Below are 13,903 nucleotides of genomic sequence, written 5' to 3' on the forward strand. Positions count from 1 at the left end.
CCCCTAGAACGGGATGTCGTCGTCGACGCCGCCGGAGCCGACCACGGCGAACGGGTCGACCGAGCCGGTGATCGAGCGCAGCGTCTCCGACGGGGCCCGCCCGGCCTCGGAGACCCGGGTCGCCCAGGCCGGGAAGGGGAACTCCAGGCAGAGCGGGACCGGGATGTCCGGCTGGTTGACGAACATGGTGCCCGGTTTGGCCAGCAGGGCGCGTTGCCGCTGGGCCGGCGGCAGGAAGCCGTACTCGGGGCGGGACGCCTCGGCCGGGTCGAGCCGGCCCACCACCCGGATCGCCGAGTTGGTGACGATCCGGCGCTCCACCTCGCTCGCGGTCTGCTGTGCGCCGACCAGGATCACTCCGAGTGAGCGGCCCCGCTCGGCGATGTCGAGCAGCACCTCCTTGATCGGGGAGGAGCCCTCCCGGGGGGCGTACTTGTTCAGCTCGTCGAGGACGACGAAGAGCAGTGGCTTGGCGGTGCCCGCCTTCTCCTTGCGCTCGAACTCGCCGCGCAGCGTCACACCGACCACGAAGCGCTGCGCGCGGTCCGGGAGGTTGTGCAGGTCGACCACGGTGACCTGGGCGCTCTCGGCGGTGTTGATCGCGTGCGGGCGGCGGGTGGCCAGGTCGCCCCGGATCAGCCGGCCGAGGTCCTTCTTGCTGCCGATCAGCCGGCGGGCGAACGCGTTGACAGTGCCCAGGCCGACCGCGCTGCCCGCCCAGTCGCCCCGGGTCTCGTCGTCGTTGAGCTGCTCGACGACGTGGTCGACCAGGTCGGCGTAGGAGCCGAGGCGCACCCCGTCGACGCTGACCCCACCGTCGGCGGGCTGTGCGTGGCGGGCCAGGTGGGCGGTGACCGAGTGGACCACCATCGTGTACTGCTGGCGTTCGTCGTCGGCGTCGGCGAAGACGTACGGCAGGAGGCGGTCGGCGCAGAACTCGCTCAGCGTCCAGTAGAAGGCGTCGACACCGGTGAGCCGGCTGCTCACGTCGGGGGTGCCGGCGGCGTCGCCGACCCGGGGCGGGGCGTACACCCGCACGTCGGGGAAGGCCCCGGCGGCCAGCCCCAGCTTCGCGTACGCGGCCCGGGTGGGCTCGTCGAGGCGGGCGTTGGGGTGGTCGAGGAAGAGCAGGTCCTCGCCCTTGACGTTGAAGATGAGCGCCTTGGCGTTGACCGCGTCGCCGCCGAGCACCCCGGAGCGGAACACCGAGTAGAGCAGGAAGGTGGCGAAGCTGGTCTTGGTGGCGACCCCGGAGATGCCGGAGATCGACACGTGTGCGCCCCGACTGCCGTCGAGGAAGTCGGCGTTGAGGTAGACCGGCACGCCGTCGCGGCCCATCCCCATCGGGATCCGCCGTTCCATCCGGTCGAAGTGCAGCGCGCGGGCGCGGGCGTCGCCCTCGGCCCGGTGCACCGTCGCGCCCGGCGCGGGCGGCACGTACAGCTCGGGGTCGACCCGGGTGGTGGTGATCTCGGCGGCCTCCTGCACCTGGGCGGGGAGGGTGCCGTCGGCGATGGCGAAGACGTCCGACTCGAACTGGGCGCCCTCGTGCCGGGCGCGGACCTGGGTGACCACCCCGGCGATGGTGACCGGCTCCCGGTCGGGCAGCTCGCGGCGGGTGACCACCACGTCGTCGAGCTGCAGGTAGCTGCCGGGGGAGACGGCCGTCCAGAACTGCAACGGGGTGGCGTCGGCGGTGCCGAGCACCCGGCCGACGGGCTCGCCGGGGCTGTCGATCCGGCCGTCGATCCGGTCGTCGGTCATCCGCGGGCTCCGGTCAGCTGGTCGTCTCGGTCAGGGCGCACGCCCTGCATCCTGCCCGAGGAGTGCGACAGGTTGCCACGCGACGCGGCGTGCGCCACCCGCCGGGCCGGCGGTCCGGCCCGGCGGACGGCGACGTCGACGCCGCTTCCGGTGACCGCCGGGGAGCGGGCGGTCACCGACGGTTCATCCACCGGCTGCCGATGGCGGTGTTTCGGCAGGTAGGGGCACCCTTCGGAAATTCGTCGAAAAATTCCTCACTTTAGGCGTGACAGAAAGCGGCCGGTTGGGCTCAGAATAGCCACAGTCGACATCGAGGATCTTCTGTCCTTCGATGTCGGTCGCCACGTCCGTAACCTGCGGACACGTGGCCGACCCGCGGTCCACCGCCGCCGGGTCGCCGTCAGTCGGCACCCCCCCGACTGTCCCTGTGGAGGCAGAAACCCGATGCGTCGAACCCCCCTGATGAGCGGCCTCGCCACGGCCGCTCTCCTGGCCACCGCCGTCACGGTGCCCACCGCGGCCAGCGCCGCCCCCGCCCCCGCCGACCCGTTCGCCCGCGCGGTCGCCCAGCTCGAGGCCCACGCCGAGGCCGGCCTCGCCACCGACGGGCAGACGTTCACCCCGCGTGGCGTGGTGACCGACGCCGACGGCACCCAGCACGTCCGGCTCAACCGCTACTCCGACGGCCTGCCCGTGCTCGGCGGCGACCTGGTCGTCCACCTGGGCAAGGGTGACTCCTGGCAGGGCGCGACCCACCGCCTCGCCGACGCCCCGCAGCGCGCCCCGAAGGCCAAGCTCAGCGAGGCCGCCGCCGGCAAGATCGCCTACGCCGCCTCGACCGCCACCGGCCGATCGGTCGCCGGCGCCCAGCTCGTCTTCGACGCGGGCGACACCGCGACCGTCCTCGCCTACGAGGTGGTCGTGGGCGGCACGCACGCCGACGGTACGCCCAGCGAGCTGCACGTGCTGGTGGACGCCACCACCGGCGCGGTCCGTGACTCCTGGGAGGGGGTGCAGCGGGAGGGCACCGGCAACACGTTCCACTCCGGCTCCGTGTCGGTCGGCAGCACCCAGTCGGGCAGCACCTACCAGCTCGCCGACCCGGCCCGGGGCAACCACCGCACCTACGACCTGAACGGCCGTACCACCGGCACCGGGACGCTGGTCACCAGCACCAACAACGTCTTCGGTGACGGCACCCTGAGCAACCGGCAGACCGCCGCCGCCGACGCCGCCTTCGGCGCGCAGAAGACCTGGGACTACTACAAGAGCGCGCACGGCCGCAACGGCATCCGCAACGACGGCGTCGGCGCGTACAGCCGGGTGCACTACAGCAGCAACTACGCCAACGCGTTCTGGCAGGACTCCTGCTTCTGCATGACCTACGGCGACGGCGGCTCCGGCTGGTACCCGCTGACCTCGCTGGACGTGGCCGGGCACGAGATGACCCACGGTGTCACCAGCAACACCGCCGGGCTGCGCTACAGCGGTGAGTCCGGCGGCCTGAACGAGGCCACCAGCGACATCTTCGGCACCCTGGTCGAGTTCTCGGCGGCCAGCGCCAAGGACCCGGGCGACTACCTGATCGGCGAGAAGCTGCGCAGCAGCGGTGTGCCGCTGCGCTACATGGACAAGCCCTCCAAGGACGGCAGCTCGGCGGACTGCTGGAGCAGCTCGGTCGGCCGGCTGGACGTGCACTACTCCTCGGGCGTGGCGAACCACTTCTTCTACCTGCTCGCGGTGGGTAGCGGCACCTCGTCGTACGGCACCAGCACGACCTGCAACGGCACCACGGTCGCCGGGATCGGCAACACCAAGGCCGGGGCGATCTGGTACCGGGCGCTGACCCGCTACATGACCACCACCACCAACTACAAGGGCGCCCGCACCGCGACCCTGTCGGCCGCCACCGACCTCTACGGCAGCACCAGCGCCGAGTACAAGGCGGTCGCCGCGGCCTGGGCGGGCGTGAGCGTCAGCTGATCCCCGGCCGGTGTCGACGGCTCCTGCTCCGTCGGCACCGGCCCGGTCGTCCGAGGGGCGTGGCCACACCGACCGGTGTGCCCACGCCCCTCGCCGCGTGCGGCGCGGTCGGCCGGCTGCCGCAGCCGTGCCCGGCGGGCTGCTGGTCGGCCCGGCCGACAGCGGTGTCAGCCGGCGGGCGCGACCCTGGGCACCGGCGGCGACGTCAGCCGGCGGGCGCGGCCCCGGCGGGCGGCGGACCCGGCTCGTCGCGGGCGTACCGCAGCATGAGCACGCCGTCCGCGGCGGCCAGCGTGTGCCGCAGCGGCAGCGACCGGGGCGTGCTGCCGGGACCGGCCGTGATCCGTCCCGGACCGGCCCCGGCCAGCACCGGCGCGACGGTCAGGCAGAGCTCGTCGACGAGGTCCGCGGCGGTGAGCGCGCCGAACAGGTGCGGGCCACCCTCGCAGAGCAGTTGCCCCAGACCCCGTCGGCGCAGGTCGGCCAGGCCGGCGGCGAGGTCGACGGCGTCCCGGCCGACCCGGACCAGGTCGACGACGGCGGTGAGGCCGGGCGGCGCGACGGCCGTCCCGGTGGTCAGCACCACCGGGCGTACCGGGGCGTCGGCGAAGGCGGCCTGGGCCGGGTCGAGCCGCAGCGACCCGGAGACGACCACCAGGGTCGGGTACTCGGCCAGGCCGTGCGCGCGTCGCCAGGCCCGGCGCGGTTCGCTCAGCCGCACCGCCCGGTAACCCTCGTGCCGCAGCGTGCCGGCGGCCACCAGCAACCCGTCGCAGAGCATCCGGAGCAGCCCGAAGACCCGCTTGTCCGGCGGCCCGGAGAGCCCGGCGGAGTAGCCGTCGAGGGTGACCGCCCCGTCGGCGCTGGCGACGAAGTTGACCCGCAGCCGGGGGTCGTCGGCGCGGGCGTAGAGCGCGGTCAGCGCGGCGTCGTCGAGCGGGCCGCTGGCCGGCGCGGGCCAGATCCGCCGGATCGGCGTTGCGTCGTTCATCCGCCGGCCGGACCGGTGACCACCGGGGTGGGTGCGGGGGTACGGTGCTGACAGTCGCACCACTGCCGACCGGGGCACTCGTCGTGCCGCTGTCGTCGGCACGCTCGACAGATCATGCGGGCAGCCTATGCGGTGGGTGGAGGGGTCAACATGCCACGTCGGATCTTCCAGCTGAAGGTGTCCCTCACCAGGGTCCACCCGCCGATCTGGCGGCGGGTGCTGGTCCCCGGCGGGTACACCCTGGACCGGCTGCACCGGGTGGTGCAGCACGCCATGGGCTGGCGGGACTGTCGCCTGCACTCGTTCGAGATCGACGGGGTGCCGTACGGCGAGCCCGACCCGGACGCCGAGCCGGCGGTCCGCGACGAGCTGGACACCCGGCTGGACGCGGTGGCCGGCCTGGGCAGCCGGTTCGGCTACGTCTACGACTTCGGTGACTGGTGGGAGCACGAGCTGGTGGTGGAGGACGTCCTCGCCGCCGACCCGGGCGAGCGTTATCCGAGCTGCCCGGCGGGGGAGCGGGCCGGTCCGCCGGAGGGTGTCGGCGGTCCTGCCGGGCAGGCGCTGCTGCTGGCCGCGCTGACCGATCCGCACCATCGGGAGCACGCCGCGATGCGGGACTGGGTGGGCGGACGGTACGACCCGGAGGCCTTCGACGCGGATCGGACCACCGTCCTGCTGCGCCGCTTCTGCTGACCCCACGCGGGCGGGAGCGGACGCCGGTCATCGTACGGAGTGGGATAAACGCCATAGCTGGTAACGATCTGGGAACGCTCCCAACGGTCTATTGACACCCCCGACACCTCCCGGCAATCTCATGGGAGCGTTCCCAAGGGCGTGGTGCGGATCACCCGAGACCACCTCCGACGGACCGGCGGTGGACGTCGGACCGGCCCGGGACGTGCAGCGGTACCTCCCACCACACACCACCCAGCCTCACCATCGAAAAGGGGTCAGGATGAGCGTCACCACGCGGCGTAACCGCTTCGCGGTCGCCGCCCTGGCTGCGGTCACCGCCATCGGCGGTCTCGCGGCCTGCGGCAAGGACGACGAGCCGAAGCAGTCCGGCGAAAAGCCCAGCAAGCTGGTCGTCGATACCTTCGGTGAGTTCGGCTACGACGAGATCGTCAAGCAGTACGAGAAGGACACCGGCATCAAGGTGGAGCTGCGCAAGACCGCGCAGCTCAACGAGTACCGGCCGAAGGTGGTCCGGGCGCTGGCCACCGGCAAGGGCGCGGCGGACGTGACCGCGCTCGAAGAGGGCATCCTCAACGAGTTCAAGACCAACCCGGCCAACTGGGCCGACCTGACGCCGCTGGTGGCCGACCACAGCAAGGAATACCTGCCGTGGAAGTGGGAGCTGGGCAAGGCGGCGGACGGGCGGCTGATCGGCCTGCCCACCGACGTCGGCAGCCTCGGCGTCTGCTACCGCAAGGACCTGTTCAAAGCGGCCGGTCTGCCGACCGAGCGGGACCAGGTGGCGGCGCTCTGGCCGGACTGGAACGCCTTCATCGAGACCGGCAAGAAGTACCGGGCGGCCACCAACAAGGGCATGATCGACTCCGCCACCACCGCGGCCAGCGCGGTCATGGTCCAGCAGGGCGGTGACCTGTTCTACGACAAGGAGGACAACGTCATCGCGGACAAGAGCGCCGCGGTGAAGACGGCGTGGGACACCGCCGTCGCGATGTCCGACGCGAAGATCTCCGCGAAGAGCGCCACCTGGTCGCCCGAGTGGTCGGCCGGCTTCAAGCAGGGCACCTTCGCGGCCACCTTCTGCCCGTCGTGGATGCTCGGTATCGTCGCCGACAACTCCGGCCCGGAGAACAAGGGCAAGTGGGACCTGGCGCCGGTTCCCGGCGGCGCGGGCAACTGGGGCGGCTCCTGGCTCGCCGTGCCGGCCCAGAGCAAGTACCAGAAGGAAGCGGCCAAGCTCGCCGAGTACCTGACCAACGCGAAGAGCCAGGTCGAGGCGTTCAAGCTCAAGGGCCCGCTGCCGACCAACCTCGAGGCGCTGAAGAACCCGGAGTTCACCAGCTACACCAACGAGTACTTCAGCGGTGCCCCGACCGGCAAGATCTTCGGTGAGAGCGTCGAGAAGATCAAGCCGCTGCACCTCGGCCCGAAGCACCAGGCGGTCAAGGAGAACGCGTTCGAGCCGGCGCTGCGCTCGTACGAGAACGGGCAGTCCCCCAAGGACAAGGCCTGGGAGCAGTTCCTCAAGGACGCCAAGACCCAGGGCGCCTTCTGATCACTGCACCACCACCGGCGGTGGCGTCCGGGCATGTCCCGGGCGCCACCAATGGCGTCCCGTTCCGCGTACCGCCCGCCTCACCGGCCCCGCCGGAGCCGGGAAAGGACCCCGCATGAGCCTCTCGGCCACGACGGCGCCGCCGTCGCCCAGCGCACCACCCCCCACACCTCCCCGGCGGCGCAGCCGGGCGATCACCCTGAACCGCCTCGACCTGAAGCTCTCGCCCTACCTCTACATCGCGCCGTTCTTCGTGGTCTTCGGCATCTTCGGGTTCTACCCGATGCTGCGCACCGCCTGGATGTCGCTGCACGACTGGGACCTCATCGGCGACCACACCTTCATCGGGGTCGACAACTACACCCGGCTGTTCACCGACGAGTACTTCTGGAACGCCACGATCAACACGTTCGGCATCTTCATCCTGTCGACGATTCCGCAGCTGCTCCTGGCGCTCTTCCTGGCCACCATGCTCAACCGCACCTTCCTGCGGGCCCGGACGCTGTTCCGGATGGCCATCTTCATGCCCAACGTGGTCTCCGTCGCCGCGGTGGCGATCGTCTTCGGGATGCTCTTCCAGCGCGACTTCGGTCTGATCAACTGGATGCTCAGCCTGGTCGGGGTCGACGCGGTCGACTGGGACGCCCAGAAGTGGAGCTCCTGGACGGCCATCGCCTCCATGGTCAACTGGCGGTGGACCGGCTACAACACGCTGATCCTGCTGGCCGGTATGCAGGCCATCCCGAAGGACCTCTACGAGGCCGCCGCGATCGACGGCGCCAACCAGTGGAAGCAGTTCTGGCGGATCACCCTGCCGATGCTGACCCCGACCTTCGTCTTCGTGGTCACCCTGTCCACCATCGGTGGACTCCAGCTCTTCACCGAGCCGCTGGTCTTCGGCAACGGCAACATCATCGGTGGCGACCAGCGCGAGTTCCAGACCCTGGCGATGTACATGTACGAACTCGGCATCGAGAACCTCAGCTCCGCCGGCTACGGCGCCGCGGTGGCCTGGGCCATGTTCGTCATGATCGCCCTGGTCTCGCTGGTGAACTTCCTGCTCGTCCGCCGTTCGGTGAAGTGAGGACCACGCCGTGAACAAGGCATCCCAGCGCCTCTGGCGCACCAGTCCGCTGCTCTACATCGCGCTCGTCGTCGCGGTGCTCTTCTCGGTCTACCCCTTCTACTACATGGTGGTCATCGCCACCCGTAGCCTCGACCAGATCAACGACGTGCCGCCGCCGTTCACCCCGGCCGGCGAGTTCGGCGCGAACTTCGGCCGGGTGCTCGACAACCCGGCGGCGAACTTCCTCACCGGTCTGCTCAACTCGGTGATCGTCTCCGCGGTGGTCACCGTCTCGGTGGTGATCACCGGTTCGCTGGCCGGGTTCGCCTTCGCCAAGCTGCGGTTCCGGGGCCGCAACGCCCTGCTGCTGACGATCATCGTGACCATGATGATCCCGACCCAGCTCGGCCTGATCCCGCTCTGGGGCATGATCCAGGACCTCGGCTGGTACGACACCCTCTTCGCGGTGACCGTGCCCTTCCTGGTCAGCGCCTTCGGCGTGTTCATGATGCGGCAGTACGCCATCCAGGCCATCTCCGACGAGCTGATCGAGGCCGGTCGGGTCGACGGCGCCAGCACCTTCCGGATCTTCTGGAACATCGTGCTGCCGGCGCTGCGCCCCGCCGCCGCCGTGCTCGGCCTGCTCACCTTCATGGAGACCTGGAACTCCTACCTCTGGCCGTACGCCGTGCTCACCCCCGAGAACCCGACCCTGCAGGTGTCGCTGGCGTTCCTGTCCTACGCCTACTACACCGACTACTCGCAGGTGTTCGCCGCGACCGCCATCGGCACCGTGCCGCTGGTGATCGTGTTCATCCTGTTCGGCCGCCAGATCATCGGCGGCATCATGGAAGGTGCCGTCAAGTCGTGAGCAACCCGACCCACCCGCCCGCCGTCGGCGTACTCGACCAGGGGCCGGAACCGACCTTCCCGCCCGGCTTCCTGTGGGGCGCGGCGACCGCCGCGTACCAGATCGAGGGGGCCGCCGCCGAGGGCGGCCGGGCCCCGTCGATCTGGGACACGTTCAGTCACACCGAGGGGCGGGTGGTCGGCGGGCACACCGGCGACGTGGCCTGCGACCACTACCACCGGATGCCCGACGACGTCCGGCTGATGGCCGAGCTGGGCCTCAAGTCGTACCGGTTCTCCGTGTCGTGGCCCCGGGTGCAGCCGGGTGGCTCCGGCGTCGCCAACCAGGAGGGCCTGGACTTCTACCGGCGGCTCGTCGACGAGCTGCTGGCCAACGGCATCGAGCCGTGGCTCACCCTCTACCACTGGGACCTGCCCCAGCCGCTGGAGGATCTCGGTGGCTGGCCGGTGCGGGACACCGCCGCCCGGTTCGCCGACTACGCCTCCCTGGTCGCCGACGCCGTCGGTGACCGGGTGAAGTACTGGACCACGCTGAACGAGCCGTGGTGCTCGGCCTTCCTCGGCTACGGCTCCGGGGCGCACGCCCCCGGCCGCTCCAACGGGGCGGACGCGGTCCGGGCCGGGCACCACCTCATGCTCGGCCACGGGCTCGCCGTGCAGGCCCTGCGGGCGGCGCTGCCGCAGGCCCAGCTCGGCGTCACGGTCAACCTCTACCCGGTCACCCCGGCCAGCGACGCGCCCGCCGACGTGGACGCCGCCCGCCGGATCGACGGGCTGGCCAACCGGTTCTTCCTCGACCCGATGCTGCGGGGGTCGTACCCGGAGGACCTGGTCGCCGACCTGGCCGAGGTGACCGATTTCGGACACGTCCGCGACGGCGATCTGGAGATTATCTCCACTCCGCTGGACCTGGTCGGGATCAACTACTACAGCCGGCACGTGGTGGCCGCGCCGGTGCCCGGCGAGGAGCCGGAGAAGTACTGGCGGGCGCCGTCCTGCTGGCCGGGCAGCGAGGACGTCCGGTTCGTCACCCGGGGGGTGCCGGTCACCGACATGGACTGGGAGATCGACGCCCCGGGCCTGGTGGAGACGCTGCGCCGGGTGCACGAGGAGTACACCGACCTGCCGCTCTACGTCACCGAGAACGGCTCGGCGTTCGTCGACACGGTGCAGGACGGTCAGGTCGACGACGTCGACCGGTTGGCGTACTTCGACGCCCACCTGCGGGCCTCGCACGAGGCGATTGCGGCAGGAGTGCCCCTGCGGGGCTACTTCGCCTGGTCGCTGATGGATAATTTCGAGTGGGCCTGGGGTTACACCAAGCGCTTCGGGATGGTCTGGATCGACTACGACACCCAGGTCCGTATCCCCAAGTCCAGTGCCAGGTGGTACGCCGAGGTGATCCGACGCAACGGTCTGGCCGCACAATAGGCAGAGGCCAGCCAGTATTCCGGACGGCCCCGCCGTGCCGCCCGCCCCCGGGGGCGGCCGGCGGGGACCGTCCGACGTCGGAGGAGCAGACGATGACAACGCAACGCACCCGGTCACTCGGGCGCCCGACCCTCGACGCGGTCGCCGCTCGCGCGGGTGTCGGGCGGGGCACGGTCTCCCGGGTGGTCAACGGCTCACCCCAGGTCAGTCCGGAGGCGCGGGCCGCCGTCCAACAGGCCATCGCCGAGCTGGGGTACGTCCCGAACCGGGCGGCACGCGCCCTGGTGACCCAGCGGACCGACTCGGTGGCCCTGGTGGTCTCCGAGTCGGGGGAGCGGGTCTTCACCGAGCCGTTCTTCGCCGGCATCGTCCGGGGCGTCAGCTCCGGGCTGCTGGAGACGCCGCTGCAACTCTGGCTCGCCATGGTGCAGTCCCCGATCGAACGGGAACGGGTGGAGAACCACCTGACCAACCAGCACGTCGACGGGGTCCTGCTGCTCTCGCTGCACGACTCCGACCCGCTGCCGACCCTGTTGGAGGAGCGCGACCTGCCCACCGTGCTGGGCGGTCGACCGGCCCGGATGCTGCGCCCCGGCGCCCGGCCGTCCTGGTTCGTCGACGTCGACAACGTCGGTGGCGCCCGCAAGGCCGTCGAGCACCTGGCCCGGCGGGGCCGGCGGCGGATCGCCACCATCGCCGGCACCCAGGACATGGGCGTCGGCCTGGCCCGGCTGGTCGGCTACCGGGAGGCGGTGGAGGCCACCATCGGCGGGCTCGACCCCCGCATGATCGCGTACGGGGACTTCAGCGAGGGCAGCGGCGCGGCCTGCATGCGGCGACTGCTGGACGCCTGCCCCGAGCTGGACGCCGTCTTCGTCGCCTCCGACCTGATGGCGTTCGGCGCGCTGCGCACGCTGCGCGAGGCGGGCCGCCGGGTGCCCGAGGACGTGGCGATCATCGGGTTCGACGACTCCCCGGTCGCCCAGCAGGCCGATCCGCCGCTGACCACGGTCTTCCAGCCGGTGGAGGAGATGGGCCGGCAGATGGCCCGGCTGCTGGTGGCCCGGATCCGGGGCGACGACGTGCCCACCCCGCACCTGCTGCTGGACACCGAGCTGATTCAGCGTGCCTCCACCTGAAGCGCTTCGACAGCTCCGGCGGGCGCGCCCGCCCCACCCGCCGCCGTCTCCGCCCGCGGGCTCCGACCGCGCCGACAGGTAGGCCGGGGTAGCCGGGTCAGGACCAGCGGCGCAGTTCCCGCTTGGCCAGGGACGACCGGTGCACCTCGTCGGGGCCGTCGGCGAGCCGCAGGGTGCGGGCCTGGGCCCAGAGCCCGGCGAGCGGGGTGTCCTGGCTGACCCCCGCGCCGCCGTACCCCTGGATCGCCTTGTCGATCACCCACTCGGCCATCGCCGGAGTGGCGATCTTGATGGCCTGGATCTCGGTGTGCGCGCCCTTGTTGCCGACCGTGTCCATCAGCCAGGCGGTCTTGAGCACCAGCAACCGGGCCTGCTCGATCCGTACCCGGGACTCGGCGATCCACTCCCGGATGACACCCTGCTCGGCCAGCGGCCGGCCGAACGCGACCCGCTGGTTGGCCCGCCGGCAGAGCAGTTCCAGCGCCCGCTCGGCCATCCCGACCAGCCGCATGCAGTGGTGGATCCGGCCCGGCCCGAGCCGGGCCTGGGCGATGGCGAACCCGGCCCCCTCGACGCCGATCAGGTTCTCGGCCGGCACCCGGACGCCGGTGAAGTCGATCTCGGCGTGGCCACCGTGCGCGGCGTCGGAGTAGCCGAAGACGGTCATCCCCCGGCGGACGTGCACCCCGGGGGTGTCCCGGGGCACCAGCAGCATGCTCTGCTGGCGGTGCCGCTCGGCGGCCGGGTCGGTCTTGCCCATCACGATGAAGATCTCGCAGCGCGGGTCCATCGCCCCGGAGGACCACCACTTGCGTCCGTCGACCACGTACTCGTCGCCGTCGCGGACGATCCGGGTGGCGATGTTGGTGGCGTCGGACGAGGCGACCTCCGGTTCGGTCATGCAGAACGCGGAGCGGATCTCGCCCGCCAGCAGGGGGGTCAGCCACCGCTCGCGCTGGGCTTCGGTGCCGAACTCGGCCAGCAGCTCCATGTTGCCGGTGTCCGGGGCGGCGCAGTTGACCGCCTCGGGGGCCAGGTGCGGGCTGCGCCCGGTCAGCTCGGCGAGCGGGGCGTACTGGAGGTTGGTCAGCCCGGCGCCGTAGCGCGGGTCGGGCAGGAAGAGGTTCCACAGGCCGCGCCGGCGGGCCTCGACCTTCAACCCGTCGAGCACCGGGGAGCGCGCCCACGGGTCACCCGCCGCGGCGACCTGCTCGGCGTGGACCGGCTCGGCCGGCAGGACGCACTCGTCGAGGAACGTGCCGAGCCGTTCGCGCAGCTCGACGGTGCGTGCGTCGTACCCGAAGTCCATCAGTGCTCCCCGATCGCGCGCAGACCGTGTGCGACCAGCGGCGGCACCATGTCGCCGATCCGGTCGAACCCACCGCCGAGAGTCTGCCCGAGGGTGTGCCGGTAGTGGATGCCCTCGCAGATCACCGCGAGCTTGAAACAGCCGAGGGCCAGGTGCCAGTGCAGCGGCCCCACGTCGACGTCGCTGCGCCCGGCGTACCGGTCGATCAGCTCGCCGCCGGTGGGGAAACCCGCGCGGGGGCCGAGCCCGTCGGCGACCGGGTTGCCCTCGGCCAGGTCGCTGTCGCCGAGCACGTCCCAGTAGGTCAGCAGGAGCCCCAGGTCGGCCAGCGGGTCGCCGAGGGTGGCCATCTCCCAGTCCAGCACCGCCCGGACCGACACCGGGTCGACGGTGGTGAGCAGGTTGTCCAGCCGGAAGTCGCCGTGCACGATCCGGCCGGCGTTCACCCCGTCGGGCACCGAGGCGGCCAGCGCGTCGCGCAGCTCGTCCACCCCGGGCAGCTCCCGGCTGCGGGACCGGTCGAGCTGGCCGGCCCAGCGTCGCACCTGCCGGCCGAGATAGCCGTCGGGGCGGCCGAAGTCGGCCAGCCCCACCGCGGCCGGGTCGACGGTGTGCAGCGCGGCGAGGGTGTCCATCATCGCCCAGGCCAGGTCGCGGCGTTGCGCGCCGGTGAGCGGGTCGGTCTGCGCCCGGCTGCGCAGCACCTCGCCCGGCACCCGCTGCATCAGGTAGAACGGTGCCCCGATCACCGCCGGGTCGGCGCAGAGCAGCAGCGCCTCGGGCACCGGCACGGCGGTCGGCGCGAGCGCGGAGATCACCCGGTGCTCGCGGGCCATGTCGTGCGCGGTGGCCAGCACGTGCCCCAGCGGCGGGCGACGCAGCACCACCTCCCGCGTACCGCAGCGCAGCAGGTAGGTCAGGTTGGACTTGCCGCCGGTGACCAGGCTGGCCCGCAGCGGCCCGTCGGCCAGCTCCGGCCGGTGGACGGCCAGCCAGCCGGCGAGCCGGTCGAGGTCGAGCCCCGGCGGCGACCCGGCCGGCGCCGCGCTGCCGGGGGAAGCATCGGCCGGCTCGGTCATCCGCATAGTTGATGGCAGCT

At 71.8% G+C, this 13,903-nt stretch carries 11 protein-coding genes; 7 read left to right on the plus strand and 4 right to left on the minus strand.

The features are described 5' to 3' along the window. Positions 1 to 3: 3 nt before the first annotated feature. Positions 4 to 1,764, minus strand: coding sequence for an ATP-binding protein (locus O7625_RS16030; RefSeq protein ID WP_282339584.1), 1,761 nt, complete (start codon positions 1,762 to 1,764; stop codon positions 4 to 6). 444 nt (positions 1,765 to 2,208) lie between these two features. Between O7625_RS16030 and O7625_RS16035 the strand changes: the two genes are divergently transcribed. Beyond that, positions 2,209 to 3,747, plus strand: a complete 1,539-nt coding sequence (locus O7625_RS16035) for a M4 family metallopeptidase (RefSeq protein ID WP_282339586.1) — start codon at positions 2,209 to 2,211, stop codon at positions 3,745 to 3,747. Between the two features lie 205 nt (positions 3,748 to 3,952). Here O7625_RS16035 and O7625_RS16040 read toward each other — a convergent pair whose 3' ends face one another. After that, positions 3,953 to 4,738: a pyrimidine reductase family protein gene (locus O7625_RS16040; protein ID WP_282339587.1), complete on the minus strand. Its 786-nt coding sequence runs from the start codon at positions 4,736 to 4,738 to the stop codon at positions 3,953 to 3,955. 150 nt (positions 4,739 to 4,888) lie between these two features. On the opposite strand from O7625_RS16040, the gene O7625_RS16045 reads away from it, so the two are divergent. The 6 genes from O7625_RS16045 to O7625_RS16070 all read left to right on the plus strand — a co-directional run bounded on the left by O7625_RS16045 (position 4,889) and on the right by O7625_RS16070 (position 11,495). Further along, on the plus strand, positions 4,889 to 5,434 hold the full coding sequence (locus O7625_RS16045; RefSeq protein WP_282339589.1) for a plasmid pRiA4b ORF-3 family protein: 546 nt from the start codon (positions 4,889 to 4,891) through the stop codon (positions 5,432 to 5,434). Between the two features lie 262 nt (positions 5,435 to 5,696). Then, positions 5,697 to 6,989: an extracellular solute-binding protein gene (locus O7625_RS16050; protein ID WP_282339592.1), complete on the plus strand. Its 1,293-nt coding sequence runs from the start codon at positions 5,697 to 5,699 to the stop codon at positions 6,987 to 6,989. Positions 6,990 to 7,104: 115 nt separating this feature from the next. Next, positions 7,105 to 8,073, plus strand: coding sequence for a sugar ABC transporter permease (locus tag O7625_RS16055; RefSeq protein ID WP_067310841.1), 969 nt, complete (start codon positions 7,105 to 7,107; stop codon positions 8,071 to 8,073). Between the two features lie 10 nt (positions 8,074 to 8,083). Then, positions 8,084 to 8,926 (plus strand): carbohydrate ABC transporter permease, encoded by an 843-nt coding sequence (locus O7625_RS16060; RefSeq protein WP_067310844.1) that lies wholly within the window; start codon positions 8,084 to 8,086, stop codon positions 8,924 to 8,926. Beyond that, a complete protein-coding gene (locus tag O7625_RS16065; RefSeq protein WP_282339595.1) occupies positions 8,923 to 10,356 on the plus strand; it encodes a GH1 family beta-glucosidase in 1,434 nt (477 codons plus the stop codon). Before O7625_RS16060 ends, O7625_RS16065 begins: the two co-directional genes overlap by 4 nt. A 92-nt stretch (positions 10,357 to 10,448) precedes the next feature. Further along, positions 10,449 to 11,495 (plus strand): LacI family DNA-binding transcriptional regulator, encoded by a 1,047-nt coding sequence (locus O7625_RS16070; protein WP_067310851.1) that lies wholly within the window; start codon positions 10,449 to 10,451, stop codon positions 11,493 to 11,495. 97 nt (positions 11,496 to 11,592) lie between these two features. Here O7625_RS16070 and O7625_RS16075 read toward each other — a convergent pair whose 3' ends face one another. Both O7625_RS16075 and O7625_RS16080 read right to left on the minus strand, forming a co-directional pair. Continuing rightward, on the minus strand, positions 11,593 to 12,804 hold the full coding sequence (locus O7625_RS16075) for an acyl-CoA dehydrogenase family protein (RefSeq protein WP_282339596.1): 1,212 nt from the start codon (positions 12,802 to 12,804) through the stop codon (positions 11,593 to 11,595). Beyond that, positions 12,804 to 13,883 (minus strand): phosphotransferase family protein, encoded by a 1,080-nt coding sequence (locus O7625_RS16080; protein WP_282339597.1) that lies wholly within the window; start codon positions 13,881 to 13,883, stop codon positions 12,804 to 12,806. Before O7625_RS16080 ends, O7625_RS16075 begins: the two co-directional genes overlap by 1 nt. Positions 13,884 to 13,903 lie beyond the last annotated feature (20 nt).

This window comes from Micromonospora sp. WMMD714 (assembly GCF_029581315.1).
Classification (GTDB): Bacteria; Actinomycetota; Actinomycetes; order Mycobacteriales; family Micromonosporaceae; genus Micromonospora; species Micromonospora rifamycinica.